The 26,030-nt window shown below is 72.8% G+C and carries 29 protein-coding genes; 9 read left to right on the top strand and 20 right to left on the bottom strand.

Annotation, left to right across the window (positions count from 1 at the left end; all coding sequences use genetic code 11):
• Window positions 1–17: 17 nt before the first annotated feature.
• A complete protein-coding gene (locus ACZ501_RS26955) occupies window positions 18–833 on the bottom strand; it encodes a hypothetical protein (protein ID WP_468798859.1) in 816 nt (271 codons plus the stop codon).
• A gap of 129 nt (window positions 834–962) precedes the next feature.
• On the opposite strand from ACZ501_RS26955, the gene ACZ501_RS26960 reads away from it, so the two are divergent.
• Together ACZ501_RS26960 and ACZ501_RS26965 are read left to right on the top strand one after the other, a co-directional pair.
• The gene (locus ACZ501_RS26960; protein ID WP_468798861.1) at window positions 963–1,505 is read left to right on the top strand and encodes a GNAT family N-acetyltransferase; all 543 of its coding nucleotides are present in this window, start codon (window positions 963–965) and stop codon (window positions 1,503–1,505) included.
• Between the two features lie 97 nt (window positions 1,506–1,602).
• Window positions 1,603–2,121, top strand: coding sequence for a hypothetical protein (locus tag ACZ501_RS26965; RefSeq protein WP_468798863.1), 519 nt, complete (start codon window positions 1,603–1,605; stop codon window positions 2,119–2,121).
• A 563-nt stretch (window positions 2,122–2,684) separates the two neighbouring features.
• Here the strand turns inward: ACZ501_RS26965 and ACZ501_RS26970 are convergent.
• A complete protein-coding gene (locus ACZ501_RS26970; RefSeq protein ID WP_468798865.1) occupies window positions 2,685–2,918 on the bottom strand; it encodes a hypothetical protein in 234 nt (77 codons plus the stop codon).
• A 256-nt stretch (window positions 2,919–3,174) separates the two neighbouring features.
• Between ACZ501_RS26970 and ACZ501_RS26975 the strand changes: the two genes are divergently transcribed.
• Entirely contained in the window at window positions 3,175–3,669 is a 495-nt protein-coding gene (locus ACZ501_RS26975; protein WP_468798867.1) for a Uma2 family endonuclease, read from the top strand.
• A 78-nt stretch (window positions 3,670–3,747) separates the two neighbouring features.
• Window positions 3,748–4,665 (top strand): DUF6891 domain-containing protein, encoded by a 918-nt coding sequence (locus tag ACZ501_RS26980; RefSeq protein ID WP_468798869.1) that lies wholly within the window; start codon window positions 3,748–3,750, stop codon window positions 4,663–4,665.
• Window positions 4,666–4,736: 71 nt separating this feature from the next.
• Here the strand turns inward: ACZ501_RS26980 and ACZ501_RS26985 are convergent, their stop codons facing one another.
• On the bottom strand, window positions 4,737–5,207 hold the full coding sequence (locus ACZ501_RS26985) for a hypothetical protein (RefSeq protein ID WP_468798871.1): 471 nt from the start codon (window positions 5,205–5,207) through the stop codon (window positions 4,737–4,739).
• A 371-nt stretch (window positions 5,208–5,578) separates the two neighbouring features.
• A complete protein-coding gene (locus ACZ501_RS26990) occupies window positions 5,579–6,682 on the bottom strand; it encodes an alpha/beta hydrolase family protein (protein WP_468798873.1) in 1,104 nt (367 codons plus the stop codon).
• An 89-nt stretch (window positions 6,683–6,771) separates the two neighbouring features.
• On the opposite strand from ACZ501_RS26990, the gene ACZ501_RS26995 reads away from it, so the two are divergent.
• Window positions 6,772–7,737, top strand: coding sequence for an ArsR family transcriptional regulator (locus tag ACZ501_RS26995; protein WP_468798875.1), 966 nt, complete (start codon window positions 6,772–6,774; stop codon window positions 7,735–7,737).
• 30 nt (window positions 7,738–7,767) lie between these two features.
• On the opposite strand, the gene ACZ501_RS27000 is transcribed toward ACZ501_RS26995, so the two are convergent.
• Window positions 7,768–8,919, bottom strand: a complete 1,152-nt coding sequence (locus ACZ501_RS27000) for an ABC transporter substrate-binding protein (protein ID WP_468798877.1) — start codon at window positions 8,917–8,919, stop codon at window positions 7,768–7,770.
• Between the two features lie 118 nt (window positions 8,920–9,037).
• Complete coding sequence (locus ACZ501_RS27005; protein WP_468798879.1) at window positions 9,038–11,167, bottom strand: MFS transporter; 2,130 nt, start codon at window positions 11,165–11,167, stop codon at window positions 9,038–9,040.
• A gap of 139 nt (window positions 11,168–11,306) precedes the next feature.
• Here ACZ501_RS27005 and ACZ501_RS27010 point away from each other — a divergent pair, with 139 nt between their 5' ends.
• On the top strand, window positions 11,307–11,864 hold the full coding sequence (locus ACZ501_RS27010; RefSeq protein ID WP_468798881.1) for a CGNR zinc finger domain-containing protein: 558 nt from the start codon (window positions 11,307–11,309) through the stop codon (window positions 11,862–11,864).
• Between the two features lie 7 nt (window positions 11,865–11,871).
• Here the strand turns inward: ACZ501_RS27010 and ACZ501_RS27015 are convergent, their stop codons facing one another.
• On the bottom strand, window positions 11,872–12,207 hold the full coding sequence (locus ACZ501_RS27015) for a YnfA family protein (RefSeq protein WP_361596170.1): 336 nt from the start codon (window positions 12,205–12,207) through the stop codon (window positions 11,872–11,874).
• 94 nt (window positions 12,208–12,301) lie between these two features.
• Between ACZ501_RS27015 and ACZ501_RS27020 the strand changes: the two genes are divergently transcribed.
• Window positions 12,302–12,805 (top strand): hypothetical protein, encoded by a 504-nt coding sequence (locus ACZ501_RS27020; protein WP_468798883.1) that lies wholly within the window; start codon window positions 12,302–12,304, stop codon window positions 12,803–12,805.
• An 85-nt stretch (window positions 12,806–12,890) separates the two neighbouring features.
• Window positions 12,891–13,124, top strand: a complete 234-nt coding sequence (locus ACZ501_RS27025; RefSeq protein ID WP_468798885.1) for a hypothetical protein — start codon at window positions 12,891–12,893, stop codon at window positions 13,122–13,124.
• A 12-nt stretch (window positions 13,125–13,136) separates the two neighbouring features.
• Here ACZ501_RS27025 and ACZ501_RS27030 read toward each other — a convergent pair whose 3' ends face one another.
• Window positions 13,137–14,276, bottom strand: coding sequence for an RNA polymerase sigma factor (locus ACZ501_RS27030; RefSeq protein WP_468799218.1), 1,140 nt, complete (start codon window positions 14,274–14,276; stop codon window positions 13,137–13,139).
• 8 nt (window positions 14,277–14,284) lie between these two features.
• On the bottom strand, window positions 14,285–14,692 hold the full coding sequence (locus ACZ501_RS27035) for a YciI family protein (RefSeq protein ID WP_361596161.1): 408 nt from the start codon (window positions 14,690–14,692) through the stop codon (window positions 14,285–14,287).
• A 178-nt stretch (window positions 14,693–14,870) separates the two neighbouring features.
• Between ACZ501_RS27035 and ACZ501_RS27040 the strand changes: the two genes are divergently transcribed.
• Window positions 14,871–16,193: a hypothetical protein gene (locus tag ACZ501_RS27040; protein WP_468798887.1), complete on the top strand. Its 1,323-nt coding sequence runs from the start codon at window positions 14,871–14,873 to the stop codon at window positions 16,191–16,193.
• Window positions 16,194–16,298: 105 nt separating this feature from the next.
• Here the strand turns inward: ACZ501_RS27040 and ACZ501_RS27045 are convergent, their stop codons facing one another.
• Genes ACZ501_RS27045 through ACZ501_RS27095 form a run of 11 tightly spaced genes read right to left on the bottom strand, consistent with a single transcriptional unit; the run spans window position 16,299 to window position 25,996 of the window.
• A complete protein-coding gene (locus tag ACZ501_RS27045; RefSeq protein ID WP_468798889.1) occupies window positions 16,299–16,571 on the bottom strand; it encodes a lipoyl domain-containing protein in 273 nt (90 codons plus the stop codon).
• Window positions 16,568–17,587 (bottom strand): alpha-ketoacid dehydrogenase subunit beta, encoded by a 1,020-nt coding sequence (locus tag ACZ501_RS27050; RefSeq protein WP_468798891.1) that lies wholly within the window; start codon window positions 17,585–17,587, stop codon window positions 16,568–16,570. The genes ACZ501_RS27045 and ACZ501_RS27050 overlap by 4 nt, the downstream gene beginning before the upstream one ends.
• On the bottom strand, window positions 17,584–18,474 hold the full coding sequence (locus ACZ501_RS27055) for a thiamine pyrophosphate-dependent dehydrogenase E1 component subunit alpha (RefSeq protein WP_468798893.1): 891 nt from the start codon (window positions 18,472–18,474) through the stop codon (window positions 17,584–17,586). Before ACZ501_RS27055 ends, ACZ501_RS27050 begins: the two co-directional genes overlap by 4 nt.
• Entirely contained in the window at window positions 18,471–19,544 is a 1,074-nt protein-coding gene (locus ACZ501_RS27060; protein ID WP_468798895.1) for an SGNH/GDSL hydrolase family protein, read from the bottom strand. The genes ACZ501_RS27055 and ACZ501_RS27060 overlap by 4 nt, the downstream gene beginning before the upstream one ends.
• A gap of 34 nt (window positions 19,545–19,578) precedes the next feature.
• A complete protein-coding gene (locus tag ACZ501_RS27065) occupies window positions 19,579–19,929 on the bottom strand; it encodes a cupin domain-containing protein (RefSeq protein ID WP_468798897.1) in 351 nt (116 codons plus the stop codon).
• A 15-nt stretch (window positions 19,930–19,944) separates the two neighbouring features.
• Window positions 19,945–21,114 carry a hypothetical protein gene (locus ACZ501_RS27070; RefSeq protein WP_468798899.1) on the bottom strand — a complete coding sequence of 390 codons (1,170 nt, stop codon included), beginning with the start codon at window positions 21,112–21,114 and terminating at the stop codon, window positions 19,945–19,947.
• 3 nt (window positions 21,115–21,117) lie between these two features.
• Window positions 21,118–22,113, bottom strand: a complete 996-nt coding sequence (gene galE, locus ACZ501_RS27075; RefSeq protein WP_362458924.1) for a UDP-glucose 4-epimerase GalE — start codon at window positions 22,111–22,113, stop codon at window positions 21,118–21,120.
• Window positions 22,110–23,246 carry a pyridoxal phosphate-dependent aminotransferase gene (locus tag ACZ501_RS27080; protein WP_361596134.1) on the bottom strand — a complete coding sequence of 379 codons (1,137 nt, stop codon included), beginning with the start codon at window positions 23,244–23,246 and terminating at the stop codon, window positions 22,110–22,112. Before ACZ501_RS27080 ends, galE begins: the two co-directional genes overlap by 4 nt.
• Window positions 23,243–24,172, bottom strand: coding sequence for an NAD(P)-dependent oxidoreductase (locus tag ACZ501_RS27085; RefSeq protein ID WP_468798901.1), 930 nt, complete (start codon window positions 24,170–24,172; stop codon window positions 23,243–23,245). The genes ACZ501_RS27080 and ACZ501_RS27085 overlap by 4 nt, the downstream gene beginning before the upstream one ends.
• Window positions 24,162–24,791 (bottom strand): hypothetical protein, encoded by a 630-nt coding sequence (locus ACZ501_RS27090; protein WP_361596128.1) that lies wholly within the window; start codon window positions 24,789–24,791, stop codon window positions 24,162–24,164. The genes ACZ501_RS27085 and ACZ501_RS27090 overlap by 11 nt, the downstream gene beginning before the upstream one ends.
• Complete coding sequence (locus ACZ501_RS27095; RefSeq protein ID WP_361596125.1) at window positions 24,788–25,996, bottom strand: cytochrome P450; 1,209 nt, start codon at window positions 25,994–25,996, stop codon at window positions 24,788–24,790. Before ACZ501_RS27095 ends, ACZ501_RS27090 begins: the two co-directional genes overlap by 4 nt.
• Between the last annotated feature and the right edge of the window lie 34 nt (window positions 25,997–26,030).

Raw genomic sequence — 26,030 nt, forward strand, 5'->3', positions numbered from 1 at the left:
CAGGCGGACCCGTCGGATCAGTGGGCCCAGGGAAGTCGTACGGCCTCGATCTGCGGGTCGCCGAGGAGGGCTTCGACAAGGGGGGCCGGGCCGGCGACCTTCGTGGCCCACAGGTCGTAGTCCGTGCACAGGACCCAGGACCGGTCGTGCGCCCAGAGGTTGGACGGGGTCCACCACCCTTCGTCGGGGTGGTCGTACAGGGCCTTGGCGTCTCCGAGCCGACCGGCCCGCACGTGCAGGGTGTCGAAGGCCTCGGCCCCTTGGCCCAGCGGGGTGTAGTAGGCGAGGCAGCGAGTGTCCGGCCCCTGAGGGCTGTGCTCGGTGAGGATCTCGATCAGCCGGTCCCAGTCGAGACGGTCCATGCTGCCCTCGGGCGCCCCGGTGATGCCGACCGGCCAGCCGCCCTGATCGCGGAGCGAAGGGAAGGACGTGTAGCAGGGCAGGCAGCCCTCGGCGGCCACGGGATCCCCGGTCCGCCGGGCGAGCTCTGCCCAGCGCAGGCGGCGCCAGCGCGGTCCGGGGTGCTCGCCCCTGGAGGGGGCGAAGGTGTCCGAGGGATCCTCGAACACCTCCGCGGGGTCGAGGCCCGGGATGATCTCGCGGCCGTCGCTCTTGCTGTTCAGGAAGGCCCGCCGGTACTCCGCGTACGACATGTCGAAGGGGCCGAGTTCGTGTTCGTACAGGGAGTGGAGCACCCAGGCCGCGTCGGGCATCGCGGGCGGCATGAACCCGGTGAGCCCGTCGTCGTCGGCCAGCTCCCGCAGCCAGTCGGTCTCCCCGGACGCGGCGAGGGGCCAGCGGGCGGTCGCCAGAGCTGCTGGGGTCTCGAACATCAGCGCAGGATACGCGCACGGCAGGAACCCCGGCCGGCGCCCTACGCCTCCCCCGGAGAAATGCGCGCGCGCCCGGGCCGACGGCCTGGTTATGGTGCCTCGTTCCGAACACGCCAGGGAGGCCCCACCATGAGCAGCACCACGTCGTCCTTGCCCGAGCGGATCGAGCTGTCGGGGGAGGGGCTCGTGCTCCGCGACTGGACGGAGCAGGACCTGGCAGCGATGCCGGGGCTGTTCGACCACCCCGACATCGCGTACTGGACGCCGATCGTCTCGCCCTTCGACGAAGCCGCCGCCCGCGCCCGGCTGGACCGGGACCGGCAGCTGCGCAGGGAGGGCACGACCATCCTGCTCGCCATCACCGTCGACGGCGGCGCTCCGCTCGGCGAGGTCATGCTGAGGCGCGCCCCGGAGGGCATGGAGATCGGCTACGCGGTCGGCCCGGCCCACCGGGGCCAGGGGCTGGCAGTTCGGGCGGTGCGGCTGATGGCGGCGTACGCGTTCGAACACCTGGGAGCGGAGCGGGTCATCCTGGAGCTGGAGGCCGAGAACGCCGCCAGTGTCGCCGTGGCCGGCAAGGCCGGCTTCAGGCTGCTCGACGTGGCGCTGATCACGGGGGAGGAGAAGGGGAGGCCCTTCGCCCTGCAAACCTGGGGCCTCGACCGCCCTTGACGCCGCCCTGCCTCGGCCGTGCCGAACGCGCAGCGGGAGCCGGCGCGGGCCGCGGCGGTACGCCCCGTGACGCGTCCCGCGGTGAGGAGGAGAACCGGTGAAGGGCAGGACGGCCGCGGTCACGGTGGGGCTGGTGGCCGTGGCGGCCGCGGGGCTGGGGATCGCGGCGGGCTGGGTACCGGAGCCGAGGGACAACCGCCCCGTCACACCGCGGTGGCTGGAGGGGGTGGGGGGCGAGCAGGCAGCCGCTCGGCTGCGCGTGGCCGTACCGGCGGACGCCCGGGACGTGAAGGGCGCGGGCGCGGACGGTTGGGACGCCGACACCTACCTCCTGTCCTTCACCGTGCCGCACGCCGAGGCCGAAGCGATCGCCGCCGACCTCCGCCTCGACCGGCCGCTGAAACCCCACCCCCCGCTGCCCCCGGCGCAGAACCCGCCCCCGGTGTCGTTCGAGCACCTGGGCCTGCCCGGCCCCGACACCGTGCCGAACGCGCGCACGGGCAGCGTGTGCCCGCCGTGCATCGGAGACGAGCGCAGGTCGAAGTTCCAGACCATCGGCATCACCCTCCAGGACCTGGGGGACGGGCTCACCCGGGTCTACCTCGGGGGGCAGTGACACCCGCGACGCCACACTGGGCGGGCGCCTGCGCGAAGGCGCCCGGCGCGGTACGTGCACTGCCGTGGCAGGATGGCCTCATGTTGATCCGAAAGGGCGATGCCGCGTAGGCGTCCCAAGGCCGTCCGTGCAGGGCGGTGGCGGCCACGATGGCAGGATCCGGTCCTGAAGGTCCCCGGTGTCTCCGCGCGGACCCGTGCAGCGATCCGCCGGGTCGAAGACCAGGAGTTGTGGCCCAACGCGGTCGCCGAGGCACTCTCGCGTTTCGAGTGGGCCTTCAAGCAGCCCGGACGCTACCTGGAGGCCTCCGCGTTCGATTCTCCCGGGGTGGGAGATGCCCGTGACGACCTGGAGTGGGCGATGCTGTACCTTCCGCCCGGAGCCAAGCGGGACTTGGGCCGATGGATCACGCGTATCGATGAGGAACTGGAGCGCCGCACCTTGCCGGATCCCCACGCCAACGCGTGGGCGACGACGCGCTGGTGGTGGACGAGAACGCGTGATCTCTGACGGGCCCCGAGGCCGCCCCCCTCCTTGGAATCGACGAAGCCGTCACCTGCCCCTCAGTCCTCCAGGAAGCGCCGACGCCACCATCCGCATGCGCCCCACGGGCGGGCCAGCAGGAGGTGAGGGCTGAGGGGGGCGGTCCGGCGGTCGAATTCGGCATCGAGCCGGCCGACGATCCTGCCGAGGTCTTCCCGTGCCCCGCGGGGAAGCCACAGCAGCACGTCCTCCAGGCGGTCCCGCGCCATCAGGGGGTCACAGCAGTCGCAGCCCATCACCGGATCCGGCAGCACGCGTCCCGGCTGACGGAGATACCACCGGCACTCGGCCAGGGCCGCGGCCACAGCGCCCGGCCACAGCCGGTCCTCCTCCAACTTCCGGACCGCTACGCGAGTCGCCGCGGACACACCACGGATCCGGCGGACCGGAACACCTCTTCGGGGCCGCCAACGCTGCGCGCGCAGCCCCTTCGGACGCCTACGCGGCATCGGCCTTTCGGATCAGCATGCCGTCATCCTGCCACGGGCGTCCGCCCGGCGGTCCACGGCGGTGGCGAGCGCCGATCCCGTACCGCACGGGCGCCCGCCACGCCCGGCTCGATACCCTGGCCGGGGGCCTACCGGGAGGACCCGTGAGCAGCGGCCCGACCTGCGCCTGTATCCGGAGCGGGGCCTGCGCGTCGAGACGTACGGGAACGGGAACGGGAATGCCCGCCCGGACGGTGTCCTCGCGCCCAAGGGGTACTTCGCCGGGGAGGGGGAGTGGGCGGGCGCGGAGGGGATCGTTATGGTCCTGGAGGTGACCTCGTACGACGCGAAGACCGACCAGCGCGACCGCCAGGACAAGCCGCGCGCCGACGCGGAGTGCGAGATCCCGGTCTACCTGCTGATCGACCGGGACAACGGCTCGCTCGTCCTGCACGCCGATCCCGTCAACGGCAGGTACCACACCCAGACGTTCTTCTTCGGCGACACGGTACGGATCCCCGCGCCGGTGGACATCACCCTGGACGACACCGACATCCTGAAGAACCGCGTCCGCTGACCACCCGTCGGGGCGGTCGGAGCTGCCCCGCCCGCCCCTGCGGGGGCTGTTGTCAGAGGGGTGTGTCAGAGTCGGCGCATGCTCGAGATCGTGGTGAAGACGGAGAACGGGGAGCGGCACGTCCGTGTGTCCGCCGAGGAGCTGGCCGGGCTGGTCCGGCGGATCGGTGGCGACGGTGACCGGTTCCTGGTGGTCCAGCGGATACCCGACCTGCCGGACGTTTTCGCCCAGGTCTGGCACGAGGCCGGTGACGACTACACGCTGGAGTACCGCGACGGCGCCGCCGACCGGCACTTCCAGCTGATGACCGACGGGCTCCAGGACGTGATCGCGGCGATGACCGGCTGGGCCCGCCAGGAGGCCGGCTGGGGTGACGGTCTCGCCTGGTCGCCGCTGGACATGGGCCCCGACCGCGAGGTGCCGCCGCTCGAACTCGCCGAGGACGAGCGCGCGGAGCTGGAGGAGCGCGTCCGCCTGGTGCTGGCCGGTGGGTACGCCACCCGCGCCGAACTGGCCGAGCTCGCCGAGGACTACCTCGTCACCCAGGACCGCAGGCCCGTCTCGCGAGAGCAGGCGCAGGCGCTGGCCGACCGGTTGTGGCTGGAGCGGGTCGCCGAGCAGGCCGCGTGGCAGGGTGAGACCGACCCCGAGCGGCTCACCCGCGCGTTCGCCGCCCTGGGGGATGCCGGGATCACCGCCCGCGAGAACTTCACCTGCTGCCGTGGCTGCGGCCAGTCCGAGATCGGCGGCGAAGGCGGGCCCGATGCCCGCGGCTTCGTCTACTTCCACACCCAGTGCACGGACTCCGCCGCGGCCGGCGGCGGACTGACGCTCCTCTACGGCGGCTTCGACGGCTCGTCGGAGACCACCGCAGCCATCGGCCGCGAGGTCGTGGCCGCCCTCGAAGCGGCCGGCCTCCCCACCGAGTGGGACCACGACCCCGGCCGCGCCATCACCGTCACCCCCCTGGACTGGCGCCGCCGCCTGATCGGCTGAGGACCGCCGCCCCAGCACTGACGCCCCCTCCTCGACAGCGCCCGCGGCGGGAAGCGGGAACACCCTTCACGTCAGCCGTTGGCGGGGCTCAGCAGCGTGGCGGCTGCGGCGACGAAGGCCACGGTCGCTTCCTTGGCCGCATGCCGCCGGGCGTCCAGCCCGGAGCGGTCGGTGGCCTGGCGCAGCGCGTACGTGGCATCTGCGGCCTGCTGTGCGGGGCCGGCCAGCTCGGGGACCAGGACCTGAAGGCGGATGTGGGGCGCCGTGATCGCGGCTCGGGTGTCGTGGGACCTCGTCTGGGCCTCCAACTGGTGCTCAGTGCCTGCCTCGGCCAGGGCCAGGCGCTCCCGGTGGAAGATCGCCGAGCGGTGGGCGTCCAGGGCGGCCGCGAGGTCGGTGACGGCGCTGAGCTGGTCCTGGCGGTGGCTGTCGGCGCGCTGCTCGGCGCGTGCGGTGTGTGCCGAACGGTGCTGGAGGAGCCCGGCGGTCAGGGCACCGGCGAGGGTGCCGAGTACGGCGACGATCGAAGGCCATAGGGACATCGGGGGTCAGGTCCTCTCGGGTGGTCGGTTTCGGTAGTGAGGCCGACAGCGAGGCCGACAGCGAGGCACGCGGCGGTGACGTCGGTGCTTCGGCTGCGCCTTGGGCGCTTCGGACCCGCCCTGGCGGTCAGTCTTTGCGGCTTGGGCCAGAGACATGAGTCCGGGACCATGATCACCTGCTCCGAGCCGACCAGCACACGAGACGGCCGGAAACTCGCCTGGACCAGCCGGCCGGGCAGGACCGGTCCGCCGCCCACGTCCTCTTCGCTGTACACCCTGGCGAACAAGGAGGTACCCGGCCGCACGCTGTTCGGCTCCGACGCCCCACTACGGCGACCCGTTCGGCGGGCTGCGCCCCGCTCGTGGTTCCGCTACCGCAGGTGGCGCGTGAAGAAGGTGCCCACCTCGCGCCGTACGCCGGCGAGCGTCCCCGCCGGGTCGCCGGTGCCGACGAGCGCGGCCCGCGCCGTCGCCGACACGAGGCCGGCGATCTGGAGCTGCGGGACGAGCGAGCCGTAGTCGGTGAACGCCCAGTGGCTCGCGCCGGTGAGCAGTGCGCGGCGGCCGGGAAGGTCCCCCCATGAGGACTCGACACCGGCGGCGCCCTCGAAGCCGTCGGTGCGCACCAGCAGCAGCGGCCGTCCGAAGCCGGCCGGTGTCGGGTACAGGGCGAGGTGGCCCTCCAGGTTCGCCACCGCGCCGACCCGGCGGTCGTCGCGGGCCGCGTACACGGCCGCCGTGCCGCCCGCGGAGTGCCCGTACAACCCGATCCGGGTCCGGTCCATGACCGGGGCGAGCGGCAGGCCGCCGAGCCGGTCCAGGACGAAGCGGAGGTCCGCGATCCGGGTGTCCGTCATCGTCCGGAAGGTCGCCGGCTCCGGCGGCCCGGTCAGGACGGTCGTCCGCATCCCGGTCGGCAGCTCCACCTGGGAGGCGTCACCGGGGTGGTCGACGAGGACGACCACCCGGCCGTGGCTCGCCAGGTCCTCGGCCAGGCTCGTGCCGAGCGTGCGGGAGTCGCCGCCGCCCGGGGAGTACACCAGGACCGGCCGCCGCCCGGGCAGCGGCGGCGCGCCCGCGTACCCGTGGGTGAGGACCGCGCCCCAGTCCACCGCACCCGGCTGCGGCAGGCCCGGGTGGACGCACGGCGCGTACGCGGCGAACAGCCGGGCCTCGGCCGGGGTGAGCTGCGGCGCGCGGGAGCAGCCGCGCACCGATCGGGCCGGGTACAGGACGGTCAGCATCAGCTCCCGTACGCCGCCCACCCACGGGTCGCTGCGGGCCGGGTCCGTCAGATGCACCGTCCGCATCCCCACGGGGTACGGGCCGGCGGGCGCGGGCAGCCGGAGGAACGGGCCGCCGCCGCGGGCGGACGCGGCCGTGGGCAGCAGGGCGGCGGCACTCCCGCATAGGGTGCCCTTCAGAAGAGTGCGCCGAGAGGTCATGCGCCGCGAGGTCATGCGTCGAGAGGTCATGCGGACATCCTCGGGGCGGGGGCGGCTCGGCGCGAAGGTTCAGGTCCTGGCCGAAAGGCTGGCCCCGGGCGGGGAGTTGTGCTGTGGGCGTGCTGCGGATCCACTTCACCGCGCAGGACTTCGCCCGGACCCGTTTCCCACCCCGCCCGGCGCCGCTCCAGGAGCTGCACGCCGCCCTGGCGACGGCCGTGGCCCCGCGGGGCGGGCCGCTGTTCGCCCCGTGGCGCGGCCGTGTCCTGCGCGCCCTCCCGGCCGCCGCCGGCCCGCTCGCCGACCTGGTCCCGGCGGGCCGCCCGCCCTCCTTCCTCGACGTCCTCGGCGACACCCTGGCCGACGGCTTCCAGCAGATCCGCGCGACCCGCCCCGGCCTCGTCCGCGCCGAGCTGGAGCGGGTCCACGCCGCGGGGCCCGCGCCCCGCTGGCTCCGCGGTCTGCACGCGGGTGACGAGACGGCCTGGCGCACCGTGCAACGGGCCCAGCAGGCCGCGTACGAGACGGTCCTCGCCCCGGTCTGGCCCGTCGTCCAGGACCTGCACCGCGAGGAGTTCACCCGCTACGCCCTGGCCGTCGCCGAACACGGCCTGGCCGCCGCGCTGACCGGCCTGGCCCCGGGCAGCCGGCTCCACGAGGGCGTGTGGGAGTGGCCCGGCGCGGCGCCGGCCCGCGACGTACGCCTCGACGGCCGCGGCCTGGTCCTGCTGCCGACCTTCCACCACCCGGCGGGCCCGCTCCTACAGGACGCCCCGGGGCGTCCCGCGGTCCTGACGTACCCGGCCGGCCCCGGGATCCCGCCCGCCGCGCAACGCCCGGCCGTCTCCGCGGCGGCCTCGGCCGCCGTCCTGGGCCGCACCCGGCTCGACGCCCTGCGCCTCCTCGCCGAGCCGCACACCACGACGTCCCTGGCCCGAGCCCTCCACGTCAGCAACGCGACGGCTTCCGCCCATGCGGCGGCGCTCAGATCGGCCGGCCTGGCGACGACGACCCGCACGGGCCGCTCGGTCACCCACCGGCGCACGGCCCTCGGCACCCTGGTCGCGGGTGGCGGGCCGCCGTGAGGGGCCCGGCCCGGCCCCTTGGGCCCGGTCTCAGCCGGTGTGCAGGACCCGCAGGCGACCTGGTTCCGCCGGGTCGCGGTCGACGACCTGGACGGGCGCCCAGGCCCACTGCCACACGCTGATGCCTGCCGTACGGGAGAACCGGATCTCCCCGCGGGTGCCCTCGACCGCGACGCGCTGCCAGGCGTCGGCGGGGAGCGCCCGGTCCGCACCGTGGGAGCGCAGCACCTCGGCGAGGACGACGACCGTGTCGTAGCCCTCGAAGGCGACGAACGACGGCGCCTCGCCCAGCCGCGCGCGCAGGGCCGCCCCGACCCGTGTACCGAGCGGGCCGAGGTGCTCGGGCAGGTAGCGCAGGAACGGGACCGCGGCGCCGTCGCCGTCCAGCAGCTCCGCCCAGTCGCCGAACTCCGGCTGTCCGGCCGGAGCGCCGAGCAGGACCTCGGCGAGGCGCTGGTCGCGGCGGACCGCCCGGACGACCGGGACGGCCGGCTCCGGGAAGCCGGCCAGCAGCAGGAGGGCCGTCGCGCGGTGGGCGACGAGCTCGTCGCACACGGCCGCCGGGGTGAGGGCGCCCAGGTCGAGGGGGATGACGGTGGCGCCGCGCGGGGTGAGGTGGTCGCGCAGCACGCGGGTTCCCGAGGCCCAGTACACACTCGGCTCCGCCGCCACGGCGACGCGGCGGTGACCCGCGCCGAGGAGGAAGTCGGCGTAGACCCGCCAGCCGTGGGACTGCGCCGGCGCGAGGCGCGCCACCCACTGCGCCGGCTGTTCGGTGAGCGCGTCGAGGACCGCCGACGAGCACAGGAACGGCAGCCCGAGGGCGTCGGCCCGGGCGGCAGCGGCGCGGGCGACGACGCTGTGGTACTCCCCGGCCACGGCGGCCACGCCCAGGCCGGCCAGCTCGTCCACGGCCGCCGCGGCCCGCCCGGGATCGGCCGCGGTGTCCCGTACGAGCAGTTCGAGGGGTGCTCCGGCGATCCCGCCCGCGTCGTTGACCTCGCGAACGGCCAGCTCGAGGCCGGCGAGCAGGTGCCGGCCCGCCTCGGCCCAGCCGGGCCGGGTCAGCGGGACGAGGGCGCCGATCAGGACGGGCCGCGGCCCGCCGGGCGGCGCCGCCCGGCGGTGCGCGTCCGTCTCGTCCCGCCTGGGCGGGCGTACCTCAGGGCTCATGCGGCACATTGCATCCGCCGCGGCCGCCCGGGGGCAACCGGATATCGGCGCACCGAGCGGGCGGACCGGGCCGACGGGCGACGGCCCGGCCCCGAGAGGGGCCGGGCCGGGCCGTGATGACCACCGGTCAGGCGGTGCAGCGGAGCATCGTCAGCGGGCGGTTCGCGGCGTAGTCCGCCCAGAACTCCTCGCCGTACTTCTCCAGGCCCGCCTCCGAGACCTCCAGCCGCACCCACTCGATCCCGGTGAACCCGGCCGCCTTCAGGGTCTGCTCGAAGGTCTCCTTCGACGGCGTGGTGGCCTCGAACGAGACCGGCGGGTCCAGCAGGGCGGTGAGCCGGATCCCGCTGCCGATCTCGTTGTCCTTGCCGGTCGACTCCAGCAGGAACCCGTACTTCTCCAGCGACGGGCCGCCGAAGTCGTAGTCGGGGTTCTGCATGAACAGGAAGAACGAGCCGCCGGAGACGAGGCTGCGCCGGATGTTGCGCATCATCTCCTCGATCTCGGCCACGTCGCTCGCGTAGTTGAAAGCCTGCACGGCCACGGCCACGTCGAACGGCTGGTCGAAGGTGCGCAGGCTGGCCGTGTCGCTGACCTCGTACTCGACGCCGAGGGGCTCGGCCTGCTCGATCGCGTTGGCCGCGTCGATCATCGCGCCGGAGATGTCGAAGCCGAAGACGCGGGACGCGCCGCGGCGCTTGAGCTCGCGGCTGTAGAAGCCGGTGCCGCAGGCGACGTCGAGTACGGACTTGCCGCTGACGTCGCCGACCAGGGCGAGGAAGCCCGGTACCTCGGCGTAGCGGATGATGGGCAGGGTCTTGAAGCCTTCGAACGCTTCGCCGATGCCGTCGTACAGCTGACCACTCATCGCGGTGTTTCCCCCGTGGGTTGGTGGCGTCGGCTCCCAGAACGAGCCGCGGCCCTCGGCGGAAAGTCTGCTCCGTCCCCTCTCGGGCTCCGTACTGGCGGAAAGCACGAACCTGTCGGGGGTGCCGGCGAGGTGCGTACAAACAAACCCGGGGAGTCGGCCCCGCTTCCGGCCTGCCCCGAGCGGTTCTTGACGGAGCGTCACCGCGCGGCGTCGCCCGTTCCGCCTGACCAGTACGTACACCAGCGCTGCCGCCGCCTGCAGGACGGCGATGCCGGTGAGGTACCAGGGGGCGGTGGCGACCGTGGCCAGAGCGGCGAGCGCGGAACCGGCAGCGGCGGCGGAGATCTTCAGGCCCGCCCCGATGGTGAACACCTGCGTCCGCGCTCGCGGCGGGGAGTGGTCCGCGCGGATGCGGAGCGTCGCGGTCAGGACGAGGCCGTCGCACGCGCCCGCCGCGGCGAAACAGGCTGCCGCGACCGGGACCGCGGGAGCCGCCGCCGCGGCCGCGAGCCCGACGCCGGTGCCGAGCAGACCGCCGGCGGCCAGCAGCTGGGGCCCCACCGTGCGCCGCAGCCGGGTGATCCCGAGCGTTCCGGCCAGGGCGCCGACCGAGAACGCGGTCATCAGCAGGCCGCCGGCTCCCGCGTTGCCCAGGCCCGTGGCGAGGAGGACGCTCGTCGTGGTCAGCGCACCGACACCGGTGAACGCCAGGCAGGTGGCAGCGGTGACGGCGCGCAGTTCCCTTTCCCGCCACACTGCCAGCACGCCGTCGGCCAGGTCCCGGCCGAGCCGCTCCGGGGCGCGCGGCGCGCTGTCGGCACCGGCACGCAGCGGAAGCAGCGGCGTCAGGACGCAGGCGCACCCGGCCGCCGCCGACAGGACGAGGACCGCCGTCGCGGGGGAGAGGGCCGAGGCGACGAGCCCGGCGCTCGCGGGGCCGGCGACGGCGGCGGCGTTGTAGACCACGGCGTCCCAGGAGTAGGCGCGGTCCCGCTCCCGGCCCGCGGGGAGCAGTCGCGTGATCAGGCTGGAGAGCCCGCCGGAGACGACCGGGCCGCAGCAGCCCCCGGCCGCCGTCAGGGCGAGGACCAGGGGAAGGGGCAGGCGTCCGAGGGTGAGCGCCGTGGCGGCGATCGCCAGGGCGAAGCCGCCGAACGCGCCGGCGTGGAAGAGCCGCGGCCGGCGCGCGCGTGCTGCCGCGGCACCGGCCAGCGGGGCGGCGAGGACGTGCGGAGCCATCCAGGCCGTCAGCACGAGCGCGCCCTGCGCCGCACTGCCCGTGCGGTCCACGGAGAGCAGGACCACCGCCACGGCCATGCCCTCGTCGGCCAGCCGCGCGCAGAACGCGATGACCAGGTACCGCAGGATCCTCGACCGCCCGGGCATCCACCCCTCCAGCGTGTAACGGGATAACGCATGAAGCCGTTACGATGGAGAGTACCGTCTTGCGCGGCAGCGGCCGTCGGACGTCAACTTGGACGGGACGGGACGGGATGGGACGGGACGGGGACGAAGGAGCGCAGCCGTGAGACCCCAGGGCTTCCAGGCCGCCGAGCGCCTGATCGACCTCGCCAATGCCGTGCGGGCCCACTCCGGCCTGCCCCGCGACGTGGCGGTGCCGCTCCTGGAACGCCATGGCGAGGGCCCGCAGGACCTGACCGAAGAGGCGCTCTCCGACGCGGATCTCCGGGATCTGGGGGACGCCGCTCTCCGGATGGCCGACATTCTCACCGAGGGCGACACCGACCGGGCAGCCGCCGCCCTCAACGAGACGCTGGCCGCCCACGCCGCCGCTCCCCGGCTGTCCCGGCACGACGGCCACCCCTGGCACCTCCACGTCGACCACGGCGACGCCGGATGGGCCGACTGGTTCCTGGCTTCCAGTGCTCTGGCCCTCGCACAGATCCTCACCGAACACGGGCGCGCCACCTGGGGCGAATGCGCCGCCGGGAACTGCCGCACCCTCTACCTCGGCACCGGCCCCGGCAGCCCGCGCCGCTACTGCTCGACCACCTGCGCGTCCCGCGCCCGAGTCGCGGAACACCGCCGCCGCAAGCAGGCATCCGCCTCGCCGCACGCCTGACGACGGGTCAGTGGCTGCGGGGTGCGTACATGATCACGGCCATCCCGGCGAGGCACACCAGGGCGCCGATCACGTCGTAGCGGTCGGGGCGGTAGCCGTCGGCGACCATGCCCCAGGCGATCGACCCGGCCACGAAGATCCCCCCGTACGCGGCGAGGATGCGGCCGAAGTGGTCATCGGCCTGGAAGGTCGCCACGACGCCGTACAGGCCCAGCGCGATGACGCCGGCGCCGATCCAGATCCATCCCTTGTGCTCGCGGACGCCCTGCCACACCAGCCAGGCCCCGCCGATCTCGAAGAGGGCGGCGACGGTGAACAGGGCGACGGAGCGAGCGACGGTCATACCGGCCGACCCTACCGGCGGCCGGCGGGTGTGATCGCGCCCGGACCCGTACCGGTATCCGGGGAAGCGTGCGGCCTCTGACATCGTGGGAGCCGTGCGAGCAGAAGGAACGACACCGGGCGGCCTCACGTTCCTGGGGGAGGCGGCATGCCGCTACCAGGCGGGGGAGGTGTGGCCGGAGGACCTGCCGATGATCGCGGCCGAGGCACTCGCGGCCGGGCTGGACACCCCGACGCTGTGCGAACTCGCCGGCCGGCCTCGCCACGACGACGCCCGCGACCTGCGCGACGCGTTCGAGCAAGCCCTTTCCGAGTCGGGGATCCGGTTGCCGGGCCGGGACCGGGCCCGGTGCCACGCCCTGCGCCGGGCGGCGGCGAGGCTCCTCGACGGTGACGTGACGGCCGCCGACCTGGCGACGGGCGACTGGGCGGAAACGGCGGCCGAGACCGCGGCGGAGCAGTCGTTCGTGGCGCTGCTCCCGCCCTGCGCGTGCTGCATCGCGTACACGTTGGGGCTCGACCAGGCGGCGTGGGAGGCCCGGCTGCGGGCCGCCGCCCTCGCCCTGACGTCGTCCCCGCCGACCGCCCCCGGGTGCTGAACCGTTCCTGCGGAGCGGCGTCCGCGCGACCGCGCCCGGCGGGCTCGCCTAACAGGCCACCGCCGTCCTGCGGGAGTTCGGACCCGTGCGTGCCGGGTCACCGGCGGCCGACTTCGCCGTGGTCGACCTCAAGGACGCCGAGGGACGGGTCGTCACCGGGCATCACGCCGACGTCCTCACCCACGTCGGCCCCGACGAGCCCCACGAGCCGTCGCAGATCGCCGTCGGGCTGTGGGGGCGGTCCAAGCGCCATCGTGACGGCACCGCACTGCGCGTCGTCCACGTCGAGGACAAGCGGGCCCCGGCGGACCGGGCGTGAGCCGCGCCCCCGTCAGCGCCGGGCGTTGAGCCGGGCGGCCTGGCGCGTCAGGTGGTCGCGCTCGGCGAGGTTCGGGGCCTTGTGGGCCGCCTCGGCGTACAGCCGTGCCGCCGTCTCCAGGTCGCCGTCGCGTTCGTGGAGGTACGCGGCCACCGCGGCGTGGCGGGGCAGCGAGGCGTCCAGGCCCGCGAGCGCCGCCAGCCCGGCGCGCGGCCCCTCGGCCTCACCGACGGCGACCGCGCGGTTGAGCCGTACGACGGGGCTGTCGGTCAGGCGCGCGAGCTCGTCGTACCACTCGGCGATCTGCGCCCAGTCCGTCTCGCCGGCGGTGGGCGCGTCGGCGTGCAGGGCCGCGATGGCGGCCTGGGCCTGGAACTCGCCCAGCCGGTCGCGGGCGAGGGCCCCCTGGAGGATCCCGACGCCCTCGGTGATCAGCGCCGTGTCCCACCGGCCGCGGTCCTGCTCGGCGAGCGGCACCAGGCTGCCGTCGGGCGCGGTCCGGGCGGCGCGCCGGGCGTGGTGGAGCAGCATGAGGGCGAGCAGCCCGGCCGCCTCGGGGTGGTCGACGGCGGCCGCGAGCTGCCGGGTGAGCCGGATGGCCTCGGCGGCGAGGTCGACGTCACCGGAGTAGCCCTCGTTGAAGACCAGGTAGAGGACGCGCAGCACGGTGGCGACGTCGCCGGGCCGGTCGAGGCGCACGCCGGAGACGGTGCGCTTGGCACGGCTGATGCGCTGCGCCATGGTCGCCTCGGGGACCAGGTAGGCCTGGGCGATCTGACGCGTGGTGAGCCCGCCGACGGCGCGCAGGGTGAGCGCGACCGCCGACGCCGGGGTCAGCGACGGGTGGGCGCACAGGAAGTAGAGCTGGAGGGTGTCGTCCACCGCGGACGCCGGCCCGGGCGCGGGCTCCTCCTCGACGCGGCCCTCACGCCGGTGGCGGGCGGCGTCGGCGCGCGTGGCGTCGAGGAACCTGCGCCAGGCCACGGTGACGAGCCAGCCCCTGGCATCGCGCGGCGGGGCGTCCGGCCAGACCCGCAGCGCCTCGATCAGCGCGTCCTGTACGGCGTCCTCGGCCGCCGCGAAGTCGGCTCCGCGGCGGACGAGGACGGTGAGCACGCCGGGGGTGAGGCTCCTGAGCAGGCCCTCGTCCATCGGTGACGTCACTCCGTGATGGTGGGCGGCGCGGTCAGGAACGGGCGCACCTCCAGCCACTCGTGGATCGGCTTGCCGCCGGCCCCGGGCGCGGCCGACAGTTCCCCGGCCAGCTCGACGGCGCGTTCGTAGCCGTCGACGTCGATGATCATCCAGCCGGCGATGAGGTCCTTGGTCTCGGCGAACGGTCCGTCGGTGACCGGCGGGCGGCCCTCGCCGTCGTAGCGGACCCACGCCCCCTCGGGGGCGAGCGCCTGGCCGTCGACGAACTCGCCGGTCTTCTCCAGCCGGGCCGCGAAGTCGTTCATGTACTGGATGTGGTCCGAGATCTCCTGCGGGCTCCACTGGTCCATCGGCACGTCGTTGACCGCCGCCGGAGCGCCGCGGTAGTGCTTCAGCAGCAGGTACTTGGCCATGGTGGTTCTCCTCGGTGCAGTGCGCCCATTGTGGCGCGTTCACCCCGGGGACGGAGCCGGACGCGGGTTCTCGACATCGCCGCCCGATATTTTTTTCCGGGCTCGCCGGGACGGGGGGACGGCCCGGGCCGCCCGCCCCTTGTGCCGGTTGTCAGAGCCGTGGCCCAGGATGAACGGCATGATCCAGACGCTTCCGCTGGCCCTGCCCGGCACCCTGGTGGACCACCACCGCATCGACCTGACCGCGCTCTACTCCAAGGGCTGGGGCCTGCACTTCTTCGACGCCGCCTGCTCGCCGGGCGGCGAGGTCTACGCCCTGTACGGCGTCTACCGCCACAACCACGGGGTCGCCGACGACGAGCAGGACCCGCGGAAGGCGAACTTCGGGTACCGGATCATCAACCGGTACTCGGCGGAAGGCGAGGTCCTGGCCAGTGCCGCGTTCCCTACGGGCGGTGCGGCGGAGGGGGGCTCGACCGTGGCCGACGGCGGGGACATCGGCCTGTGCGTCCTGCCCGACGGGGTGCTCGCCCTCACCGCGACCCCCAACAGGACCACCCTCGTCGCACCCGACCTGAGCCGCGTCCTGGCCGTCTACGACTCGAAGGACGGGCGCCCCTTCAAGGAGTTCACGCCGGGCGAGGGCAACCCCTTCGCCGGCTCCCTCAGCGTCACGCCCTCGGGCCGGCTGCTGTGCACCGTCGCCGAGTACGGCGTGTGGAGGTACGGCAACGTCATCACCAACCTCGTCGGCGTGGCCGACGGCGCCCTGACCGCCGACTCCAAGCCGGCCATCAAAGTCCTCGCCTCGCTCGACCCCGAACCGGCACACCAGAGCGCCGTCGACCTCCAACCGCACGCCACCCACCGCGGCGCCCCCGTCGGCATGACGAACCGGCCCCGCCCGGCACTGTCCGAGCTCGTCGCCGCAGAGGACCACCCCTCCGACTGGTGCCGCTCCCGCCTCGGCCGTCCCGTACCGCTCTCCGACAGCCTCTTCGTCGTCCCCTTCCACGCCCGGACGTACCGGAGCGGCAGCCGGGGCCAGCCCTTCGTCTTCGCCCTCGTCGACGACCGGGGCGAGATGACCGGACGGCTCCACGGCCTCCACGCGTGGCGCGACTCGCCCTTCACCGGCATGTGCTTCGACCTCGCCGCCGACCCGTACCGCGGCCACGTCTTCCACCTCAACCGCTACGGCCTCTACGCCTGGAACACGGCAGGAGTGCTCCGCGCCAAGCTGGACACCGAGACCAGGACGTTCAAGCCGCTGACCCACTTCACCCTCGGAGCCTGCGCCCCCAACGGCGACCTGCTCCTGGTCCACACCAAGCAGCACCTGATCCTGCGCGTCCCCGCCCCCGACGACCTCACCGCCCTCGCGGCCGCCGTCGAGGACGCCCTGCGCACCTACGCCCGCCGGCGCACGGCCCTGAAGAAGCAGTGGGAGCCGGTGAACTGGCACTGGACGCAAACCACCGCGCCGCTCCACCGCATCTGACCACGGGCCCTTGGGGAGTGGGGCCGCGCACACCGCCGGGCGCGGCCCGGCCCGGCCGCGGAGACCGGGTCGCAGGCCGTTGCCGCGCGGCGCGGGGGCGCCGGATCAGTCCGTCAGTTCGATCCGGGCCAGTGTCTGGCCGACCGCGTACTCCGCTGCCGCTTCGACCCGGTCGACCACGCGTCCGGTGTGCCGCGCTTCCACGTCCTCGATGGACTTCGAGGATTCCACGGAGAAGATCACCTCACCCGCCACGACCATGCCGCCCTCCGGCACCAGCCATTCGAGGAGGTAGTAGACGTCGTCGTTGGCGGTGATCTGTTCGAGGACGACCGGGGCCAGCCGGGCCGGTGCGGCCGTGTTCTCGGGGTGGTTCACGATGTCTCCAGTTCTCGGGCGAGGCGGGTTTCGATGTCGGCGGCCGAGATCACGACCTGGCTCTCCAGAGCCCTCGCGGCGGGGATGACCGACGCGGCGGAGGAGAGCAGGACGGGAGCCCTGCGGATGGTTCCCCACAGGTACGTCGCCAACTGGGCCGCGACGGCGCTGGCCCAGCCGGCCGGACCCGGGCCGTCGTCCACGACGGACACGAGACTGCCCGGGGCGACGAAGCCCACGATCGGTTCCAGATCGAACGGGAACAGCCGCGAGGGAACGAAGAGCTGCACGGCCACGCCCGTGGCGGCCAGCGCCCGGGCGGCCTCGAGGGAGCGGGTGAGGGTCCCGCCCGTGCAGAACACGGTCACGTCCGCGGCGGCCCCTTCCGCGGCGCCCACCAGCAGGCGCATCCACTGTGACCGGCCGAACGGACCGCTCACCCCGATGCCGGATCCCGCACCGGGGACGAGCGGATGCCGGCCGTACAGGTCCTTGGGCTCGAAGAGCACGCTGGGGCGGCCGAGCCCGATCGCCGTGGCGAGCTGCTCGGCCGGATCGTGCACCGGGCTCAACTCGAAGAGGTGGAGATCGGGGACCCCGAGGAAGTGCCGCTGCGGCGACTGGCTGTGCGTCGCGCCGTAGCCGCGCCCGGCTCCCACCGGACAGCGTACGACCAGGTGGACCGGGAGCGTCCTGCCGTACATCGACACGAGCTTGCTCGACATGTTGACGATCTGGTCGAACGCGAGGGTCATGAAATCGCCGAACATGATCTCGACGATCGCCTTCTCGCCGGTGAGGGCCAGTCCGTTGGCGAGGCCGACGATCGCCGCCTCACTGATCGGGGTGCCGAACACCCGCGACGGGTACGCCGTCGAAAGACCTGCGGTGATCTTGAACGCGCCGCCGTAGGGGTCGACGACGTCCTCACCGAGCACGAAGACCGCATCGTCCTCGGCCATCAGCCGGTGCAGTCCGCCGTTGAGCATGCGGCCCAGCCGCGCACGGGGGGTCATTCGCTGTACTCCCAACACGAGGGCTCCATCGCCAGTACGTCCTCGACGACCCGGTCCATCCGTTCGCGCTGGCGGCGCTCGGCTGCCGCGAAGGTCTCGTCGTGCGGTACGCCGTACACCGCGTACCAGTCGGTCGCGGCGGCCCGGGCCCGCCACTCGGCGTCGCGGGTGTCGTCGCCCTTGCTGTGCGGACCGAGCCGCTCCGTGCGGAACTCCACCACCAGGGGCCGCCCGGACCGGACCCGCGCCACGGAACCGGCGAGTCGCGCACGGATCGCGCCGACGTCGCAGCCCTCGATCAGGACGTGTTCGATGCCGAAGGCGGCGGCACGCTGCCCGATGGACCCGGACAGGGCGGAGGCGGCGGGAGTCGACTGCGCGATGCCGTTGTTCTCGACGACCAGCAGCAACGGCAGGTTCCAGAGCGCCGCGATGTTGAGGGTCTCGTAGACCACCCCCTCGCCCCACGTGCCGTCGCCGATGAAGCAGACGCTCAGCCCGCCGGTGCCGCGCTGCTTGCGGCTGAGCGCGGCCCCGGCGGCGACCGGGACGCCCGAACCCTGCACACCGGTCGACATGAAGCCCGGCCGGTAGAGGTGCTGCGATCCGCCGACTCCGCGGCAGACGCCCCCGTCCTTGCCCAGGATCTCGGCGAGGAGGCCGTGCGGGTCGTCGTAGCGGGCGAGGTAGTGGCCGTGCCCCCGGTGGTTGCTGAACACGTCCGCGTCGGGCACCAGATCGAGCAGGGCCACGGGAATGTGTTCCTGTCCCAGGCACGTGTGGGTCGTACCCGGTACCTTGCCGGCGGCGAACAGCTCCAGCAGCTTCTCCTCGAAGACCCGGATGGCCAGCATCCGTTCCACGTCCCGCAGTTCCGGCGCCGTCATGCCGTGCCCTCCGGGGTCCGGCCGCGGCCGGAGGGCAGCACGCCGAGTTCGGCGAACCGGGCGCCCAGCCGGCGTGCCACGAGATCGTGGCCCCTCGGGTCGAAGTGGACCTGCTCCCGCTCCGGCGGTTCGAGGAAGTGCTCCGCGTCCGCCTCGCCGAAGAGCTCGGTGCCGTCGATGTAGTGGAGCCGCGGGTCCCCGCGGTCGAGCAGCCAGTCCATCGCGTTGCGTATCTCGCTGCGCAGCCGCTTGTGCGTGAGCCTGGACGGACCGGGTCTGGCCTCCCAGGCCGGAGCGTACGTCGGCGAGATCACGACGACGGGGACGTCGGGCTGCCGGTCCCGGATCAGCGACACGAAGCCGACGACCGCGCCGTGCAGGGTCTCCCGGTTGAGCGAGCCGTAGTAGTAGATGTTGGAACCCACGTGCAACGAGATCAGTTCGCTCGGCATCCCCGCCACCAGGCGGCCGAACATGGGCTGGAGGTGGCAGGTGCCGCCCATGCTCACCGAGGTCAGGTCGAGCCCCTCCGCGAGGGCCAGCTGGGCGGGGAAGGTCCGGCTCGGCGAGACCGCTCCACGGCCCTGCGATATGGAGCATCCGTAATGGGTCCAGGCGGGGAGCCGCGACTCGTCCGCCAGCAGCACGCTGCCCGGAGCGAGCCGGATGCGGCCTATCCGCATCTGGGCGTACACCGGCAGCCAGAACTCCACCAGTTTCCGTCCGCGGGGCAGGCCGGTGACGGTGAACAGCGCGCGGTCCGTCTGCCGCTCCAGGAGCACCGTCTCGAACCGCTCACCGTCGCAGAAGACGTCCAGCCACGGCAGTTCGGGGGGAGCGGGGTCGTAGGTCGGCGGGGTCAGGGCGTACTCGACCTCCACGCTCTCGCTGTCCGTCACGAAACCGAAGCGCACGCCCGAGGTCATCGCCGCCCGTCCGGTGCCGCCCAACGGGAAGTAGAGGTCGGTGTCCTGGTACGGCACCCGCCACGGCGCGACGAATCCGTTGGCATGTTCGAGCGAGACCACTCCGCTCCACCGTATGCCCGGATCGCTTCCGGAAACTTCCATGTTCTGAGAACTCCTTAACCGATGACAAGCGTGGTCACTGCGTAAACGCTCCGGACGCGGTCTGCCGGGCGCGGTGGCGATCCGGCTCCTGGAAGATCTCGATCACGAAGGTTCCCGGATCGATCACCGCGGAGTGCACCTGGGCATCCTCGAGCGCGAACATCTGCCCGGCCGTCCAGTCGTTCAGGACGCCGTTCACGACCAGCCGTACGCGGCCCGCGAGCACGATGCCCAGCTGCGGTCCGTGCTGGTGGGGCGGCACCGAGCCGCCCTCGGCGAAGGACCAGAGGACGACCTGGCCATGCGGCCCCTCCATCAGCCGGCCGCATGCGCCGGGGAAGGAGACGTCCACTTCCGGGAGCTGCTGTATCCAATCGGGGAACATCGACGACGCCCGTCCTTAGCTCGTGCCGTACCGGCCGTCGAAAGAGCGGCCGAAATTGTGATTTCCGAGATGGTGGTAGTAGTCGCCGCGCAGTTCCAGCAGATCGGAGAGCAGCCGCGGGTCCCGCCGTGCGAAACCGGCGGCCATCTCCTCCGCGGACATGGTTTCCAGACGGGCCTTCGCTGCACCGGAGTCGACGATGTCCGCGGGGTCCACCGCGGAAAGGGCGGCGAGTACCGCCGTGGACGCCGCGACGTCGTCCGCATACTCGGGAAGACTCATGACGAACAGCAGCGGGACCATGTGCTGGAAGAGCGTGAGGAGGTCCGAGTGCCCTTCGATCCTTTGCGTGACCGCCTGTGTCACCGCCGCGCTGAATTCGTCCGCGCGGTCAAGTCCGAAAAAGGCCCCGAGGCCGTGCTCGATGATCTCGGCGGCGCTGACCGGCGGAATGAAATCCCCGGTGTACACCTCACGTGCCCGAACGATATCGGCAACCTGTTCGCTGTCCAGCACGGGAGCCAGCGCGGCACGGAAGGGCTCCGTGCACAGGGCTCCGAAATTCGCTGCCCCCGGGTCCGGCAGTGAGATCCTCATCGCCTCCATCAGCGTCTTGAGGAGGTGGATCTCCGCGAATTTCCGGTGGTGCCGGGCGGGCTTCACCGGGGATCCGCCCTCCTCGTGCGGGAAGAGGACCAGGGAATTCAGTTGATGGGTGAAGAGTTCGAAGCGCTCCCGCCGCCCGACCCGGGGCCGCGGGGGCGGCCGGAGACGGATCCCCTCGACCACCGGGTGTTCGAACATCGGCCACGCGTCGTGGCCGATGAACGACCGGACACCGGTGAAGTCCGCCGCGTCGACGACGAACACCGTGGTGTCGAAGGAGGGCTGGCGGGCGCGCATCTCGGCGGCCAGGCCGTGGACCGGATGGCCCGCCGCCGGCCCTTCCACGACCGCCAGGAGGTCGAGGTCGGAGAAGAGCCGCCACGTGCCCGACGACCGTGTCACCGACGGCTCCCCGCGGGCCAGCGAGCCACCGACGTAGACGTTCGCGTCCGTGATGCCGAGGCTCTTGACGCACGCCGCGAGGGCGTCGAAGTAGCGGTCGAGAGCGCGGCTGACCTCCTCTCGGGCCGCCCGGGGGACGAACGTGCTGTTCGCGAACCAGTCGACGGTTGTGATCACCGGTCAGTCGGCCAGGATCCGGTCACGGTGGGCGGTCCACTCCAGCGAGTGCCGGATGCCCTCGACCAGGGAGTACGCCGGCTCCCAGCCGAGCAGCTCCTGCGCGCGGGCGCTCCGGGTGAAGGCGCCGGCGACGTCGCCCGGCCGCCGCTCGGTGTGCACCACGGTCAGCGGTGTTTCGATCGTGGAGTTGAAGGCCTCCAGCAGCTCGTTGACCGTGGTGCCCGTGCCGGTGCCGAGGTTGATCGCGGTGGTCCGCCGCCCCTCGCCGAGCACCGTGTCGAACGCGCGGAGCGCGGCGAGGTGGGCGGTCGCCAGGTCCCAGACGTGGATGTAGTCCCGGATCCCGGAACCGTCGCGCGTCGGGTAGTCCGTGCCCGTGACCTTGAAGGGGGTGCTCTCCTCCAGGGCCTCGATCATCTTGCCGAGCGCGTGCGAGGGGCGGCGCAGCTGGAGGCCCGTACGCATCTTCGGGTCCGCGCCGACCGGGTTGAAGTAGCGGAGGGAGAGGATGCGGATGTCCTGGGTGGCCGCGATGTCCGCGAACATGGTTTCGCAGATCGCCTTGGTGCGGGCGTACGGGCTCTGCGGGTCGATGCCGGAGTTCTCGTCCACGGAGAAGTCGGGGCCCGGCTCGTAGAACGAGGCGGAGGAGCTGAAGATGAGGCGGCCGCAGCCGTTGCGCAGGAGGTGCGAGACGAAGGCCAGGCTCTTAGAGACGTTCGCCTCGTAGTAGCCCACGGGGTTGCTGACCGAATCGGGGACCACGATCAGGGCGGCGCAGTGGATGACCGCCTCGATCTCCGGGTGTTCGGCGAAGATGGTGTCGACCAGGGCGCCGTCCGCGATGTCGCCCTCGAAGAAGGTCCGGCCTTCGGTGAATTCGCGCCGGCCGGTGACCAGGCTGTCCAGAATGACCGGTGTGATGCCCGCGTCGATACAGGCGGACGCGATCGTACTGCCGATGAATCCAGCCCCACCCGAAATGAGAACCTTCACAGAAGTTCCTTCCTGAGACTCAGGCCGAGGTGCAGTCGGCCGACAACGTTTTCGATGGTCTTCGCATCAGTGGCGAATGCCAAGCGCACGAATGATTTTTCCGCCCCGAAAAATGTGCCGGGCAGGCCCACGATACCGCATCGGCGGAAGAGTTCTTCGCAAGCGTCGGAGCCATGGCGAAGATTATCCCACCGCAACCAGAGGAAATAGGTGGCCGCTGGCTGATGGAATTTCAGCTGTGGTGCTTCCGAGGACAGGACCTCGCAAATCCGGTCACGCGCCTGCCGTATGGTGCGGCGGGTCCGGACCAGCCAGGGACTGTCTTCTTGGTATGCCGCCCGGAGAGCCGCCTGCTGGAGGGCGCGGGCGGTCGGCATCCGCATGGCGAGATCTCTTCTGGCCCGGTTTATGAGATCCGTGTCGTGGGAGAAGGCGAAGCTCCCCCCTATTCCGGCCATGTTGTGCGACTTCGTTGCGCCGGAGAACGTCACCGTCCGCTCCGCGGTCGATTCCGAGAGGCTCGAAATCGGCAGGTGGGGCCGGTCCAGCATGGTGCGCGAATGCAGTTCGTTGCTGAATATGCGGAGGTTCTCGCGTTCGGCGAGATCGGCGATCCACTCCAGCTCGGACCGGGTGAAGGCGTGTCCCGTCGGGTTGTGCGGGTTGCAGAGGTAGATCGCCTCCGTTCGCCCCGTCACGGCGTCGGCCAGCGACTCGGGGGTCCAGCGCCCGGCCTCGTGATCGTGGGGAACCCCGACGGGCACGCAGCCGGCGTCCTCGATCGCCCGGGTGATCCCGTGGTAGGACGGCGCGAAGTACAGGACCTCGTCCCCGGGCTCCAACAGGTGGGCGAACAGGGCCGCGGAGTGCGAAACGGTGCCCGTCGAGAGCCAGAACGCCTCAGCCGGCACCTCCAGCCCGTGGGCGCGCCGGTAGTAGTCCGCGAGCGTCGCGGCGACCCCGCTCGTCGTGTAGGGCGGCGGGTATCCGACGGGCTCCGTCAGCCGTTCGGCGATCGCCTCCGCGATCAGGGGGTCGAGGGAGAGGTCCATGTCGGCGGCCGACATCGCGATCAGTCCGGTGCCCCGGGCGGCGGACTCGGCCCACCGGGCCGAGAAACGTGTCGTGGTCATCGGCCGGCTTCCCGGCAGACCCGGCTCACGGCCGACATGTCCAGATCACCGAGGCCGGCCGAGACGGCTTCCGCCAGTCGGCCGCCCGCCGCGGAAGCCAGCGGGAGCGACAGACCGGACCGGCGGGCCAGGGAGGTGGCGTAACCGAGGTCCTTGGCCATCAGGGCCAGCCGGCAGCCGACGTCCGTGTGGTCGTCGTCCAGCATGGCCCGGCCCTTGCCGGACGCGACGCCACCGGCCCAGCCGAACTCCGACAGGATCTCCAGCGCCTGGGCGGGGTCCAGCCCGAGGCGCTCCGCCATCGCGAACGCCTCACCGAGGGCGACGAGGATGGATCCCGCGAGCATGTTGTTGACCAGCTTGAACCGGCCGCCGGCCCCTGTGGGACCCAGCCGGAAGACCTGCTCCGTGAACGCCGAGAGCAGCGGCCGGGCGGATTCGATCGTGTCGGGCGAACCCCCGGCGAACATGACCAGAGTGCCGTCCGAGGCCCGGGCGGTGCTCCCGGTCACCGGAGCGTCCAGCGGCGCCAGCGAGCGCTCGACGCAGGCAGCGGCCCAGGCCGTGGTCCACGGCTCCGACAGCGTCGAGCACTCGACGGCCAGGGCCCCGGGCGGCGCACCGGCCAGAGCGCCGTCCGCGCCGAGCCACACCGAGCGGCTCGCCTCGTCGTCGGTCACCATGCTGACCACCGCGCGCGCACCCCGTGCTGCTTCGCGGGGGGTTGCGCAGAGGGTGGTGCCGGGCCCGGCCAGTCCTTCCAGACGGGCGCGCGTCCGGTTGTGGAGCCGGATGCGGAAGCCTGCGCGCCGGATGTGCGGGATGATCCGGGACGCCATCAGGCCGGCCCCCAGAACGGTGACGACGTCCCCCGGAGCGAGGGGGAGTGCGGGACCGGTCTCCGGTCCGGACGGGTTATGCGGCACCGCGTTCTCCCGTTCGCGTGCGGCGGGTGGGCTCGTAGAGGCACCAGAGCATGGTGGGGCGGAAGATGTGGTGGACGACCAGTCCCGGGGCCTGCCGGACCACGTCGAGGGAGCCGACGCAGCCGTCCGCCCGGCCGTCCGAGGCCCACTGGACGGCGGTGGGCTTGGCGTTGACGTACAGGTGGCTGGCCAGGGGGGCGAACCGGTTGGCGAAAGCGGCCGTGGCGGGGTGGATGGCGAGCGTCCGGGCCTCCTCCGGCGTGCTGGCGGTGGCCGGATTGGTGGCGACGCACATGACCTTGGTGTTGTTCTCCCAGGCAGCCACGAGACGCATCCGGCCGAACGTCCGGAAGTGCATGTCGACCCAGCTGTCGGTGACGTCCCCGCCCTTGCGCTCCAGGAATCCGGCGGCCACCAGGACGTAGGAGTTCTCGGTCTGGCCGAACCGCATGGCGCCGCCGAAGGACTCGGCGAGGACGACCTTCTCGAAGAACCGGCTCGCCTCGGCCTGGGCGTCGGTTCCGGCGGGCCCCAGGGTGGCCACCACGGCCGACTTCGGTGCGATGTCCGGAGGCAGCCCCGCCAGCGAGTCGGAGGGGGCGGCCGGCACGCGGGTCATTCCGTCGCTCCCCAGGTCACGGGCAGTGCCCTGAGGCCGCGCACGACCTCGCCGGTCAGCCAGTCGAGCTCTTCGGGCCGCACGGCGAGCCGCAGGTCCGGGAACCGCTCGACGAGGGCTTCGATCGTGACCCGCATCTCCAGGCGGGCGAGCTGGGCGCCCACACAGTGGTGGGCCCCGTGCCCGAACCCGAGGTGCGGGTTCTTCCCGCGCCCGAAGTCGAGCTCGCCGGGATTCTCGAAGACGCGCTCGTCGTGGTTTCCGGACCCCATGGCGGGCAGCACGGCCTCGCCCGCCCTGACGGTGACGCCGCCGAGCTCGACGTCCTCCGTGGCCACCCGGACCTTGCCCCCCGCGGTCCCGATGGGGATGTAGCGCAGCAGTTCCTCCACGGCCGCCGGGATGAGCGTGCGGTCCTCGCACAGCGCCCGGTACTTGTCGGGCCGGGTGAGCAGGACGTAGACCGCCCCGGTGAGGAAGTCGGTGGGGGTGCCGGTTCCTCCGGCGAGGAGGGCGACGCCCAGGTTGAGGAGCTCGTCGTCGGAGAGGCGGCCCTGCGCCGCCGCCTCGGCGTAGACGCTCAGCAGGTCGTCGCCGGGCTCTCTGCGCTTCTCCTCGATCAGCTCGCCGATGAACCGTTCGATGGCGGAGCGCCGGTCGGCCAGGGCGTCGAGCGGTGCCTGCCAGGACCGCAGGTCGCTCAGCAGCCGCTCGAAATACGCGCGCTCCCCGGCCGGTACGCCGAGCATCTCGCAGATCATGATGCGCGGCAGCGGCCGGGAGACCGTGGCGATGAAGTCGGCCGGACCGCCCGCAGCCCGGAGGTCGTCCAGCAGCCCGGCCGTCACTTCGCCGGTGCGGTCGGCGAGGTCCCGGATGCGGCGTGCGGTGAACGCCCCGGCCGCCACGCGCTTGACCCGCGTGTGGTCGGGCGCATCCAGGGCCGAGATCGAGCCTGCCGGGAGGGACTCGGACGACAGGCTCGGCCGGCCCGGTTCGTTGGCCAGTGCGCGGGAGAAGCGCGGGTCCGCGAGGACGGTGCGGATGTCGTCGTAGCGGGTGGCCAGCCACACCTCGCCGCCCACGGGCATCTCCACCCGGACCAGCTTGCCCTCGGCCCGGATCGCGGCGATCTCCGGTTCCAGCTCGAGGCGGTGCTCCTTCCCGAAGGGGTACCGCGGGACGACGGCTGTCTCGTTCTCCATCAAGCTTCCTCTTCGCTCGGGTTCTTGTCGCCGA

Source organism: Streptomyces sp. NPDC034085, assembly GCF_055575555.1.

What these genes read in the sequence shown, in the direction of transcription:
- ACZ501_RS26955 (WP_468798859.1), bottom strand. Translation starts at nt 833, where the DNA reads ATGTTCGAGACCCCAGCAGCTCTGGCGACCGCCCGCTGGCCCCTCGCC.
- ACZ501_RS26960 (WP_468798861.1), top strand. Translation starts at nt 963, where the DNA reads ATGAGCAGCACCACGTCGTCCTTGCCCGAGCGGATCGAGCTGTCGGGG.
- ACZ501_RS26980 (WP_468798869.1), top strand. Translation starts at nt 3,748, where the DNA reads ATGCTCGAGATCGTGGTGAAGACGGAGAACGGGGAGCGGCACGTCCGT.
- ACZ501_RS26985 (WP_468798871.1), bottom strand. Translation starts at nt 5,207, where the DNA reads ATGTCCCTATGGCCTTCGATCGTCGCCGTACTCGGCACCCTCGCCGGT.
- ACZ501_RS26990 (WP_468798873.1), bottom strand. Translation starts at nt 6,682, where the DNA reads ATGACCTCTCGACGCATGACCTCGCGGCGCATGACCTCTCGGCGCACT.
- ACZ501_RS27000 (WP_468798877.1), bottom strand. Translation starts at nt 8,919, where the DNA reads ATGTGCCGCATGAGCCCTGAGGTACGCCCGCCCAGGCGGGACGAGACG.
- ACZ501_RS27005 (WP_468798879.1), bottom strand. Translation starts at nt 11,167, where the DNA reads ATGCCCGGGCGGTCGAGGATCCTGCGGTACCTGGTCATCGCGTTCTGC.
- ACZ501_RS27015 (WP_361596170.1), bottom strand. Translation starts at nt 12,207, where the DNA reads ATGACCGTCGCTCGCTCCGTCGCCCTGTTCACCGTCGCCGCCCTCTTC.
- ACZ501_RS27030 (WP_468799218.1), bottom strand. Translation starts at nt 14,276, where the DNA reads ATGGACGAGGGCCTGCTCAGGAGCCTCACCCCCGGCGTGCTCACCGTC.
- ACZ501_RS27035 (WP_361596161.1), bottom strand. Translation starts at nt 14,692, where the DNA reads ATGGCCAAGTACCTGCTGCTGAAGCACTACCGCGGCGCTCCGGCGGCG.
- ACZ501_RS27040 (WP_468798887.1), top strand. Translation starts at nt 14,871, where the DNA reads ATGATCCAGACGCTTCCGCTGGCCCTGCCCGGCACCCTGGTGGACCAC.
- ACZ501_RS27050 (WP_468798891.1), bottom strand. Translation starts at nt 17,587, where the DNA reads ATGACCCCCCGTGCGCGGCTGGGCCGCATGCTCAACGGCGGACTGCAC.
- ACZ501_RS27055 (WP_468798893.1), bottom strand. Translation starts at nt 18,474, where the DNA reads ATGACGGCGCCGGAACTGCGGGACGTGGAACGGATGCTGGCCATCCGG.
- ACZ501_RS27060 (WP_468798895.1), bottom strand. Translation starts at nt 19,544, where the DNA reads ATGGAAGTTTCCGGAAGCGATCCGGGCATACGGTGGAGCGGAGTGGTC.
- ACZ501_RS27065 (WP_468798897.1), bottom strand. Translation starts at nt 19,929, where the DNA reads ATGTTCCCCGATTGGATACAGCAGCTCCCGGAAGTGGACGTCTCCTTC.
- ACZ501_RS27080 (WP_361596134.1), bottom strand. Translation starts at nt 23,246, where the DNA reads ATGACCACGACACGTTTCTCGGCCCGGTGGGCCGAGTCCGCCGCCCGG.
- ACZ501_RS27090 (WP_361596128.1), bottom strand. Translation starts at nt 24,791, where the DNA reads ATGACCCGCGTGCCGGCCGCCCCCTCCGACTCGCTGGCGGGGCTGCCT.
- ACZ501_RS27095 (WP_361596125.1), bottom strand. Translation starts at nt 25,996, where the DNA reads ATGGAGAACGAGACAGCCGTCGTCCCGCGGTACCCCTTCGGGAAGGAG.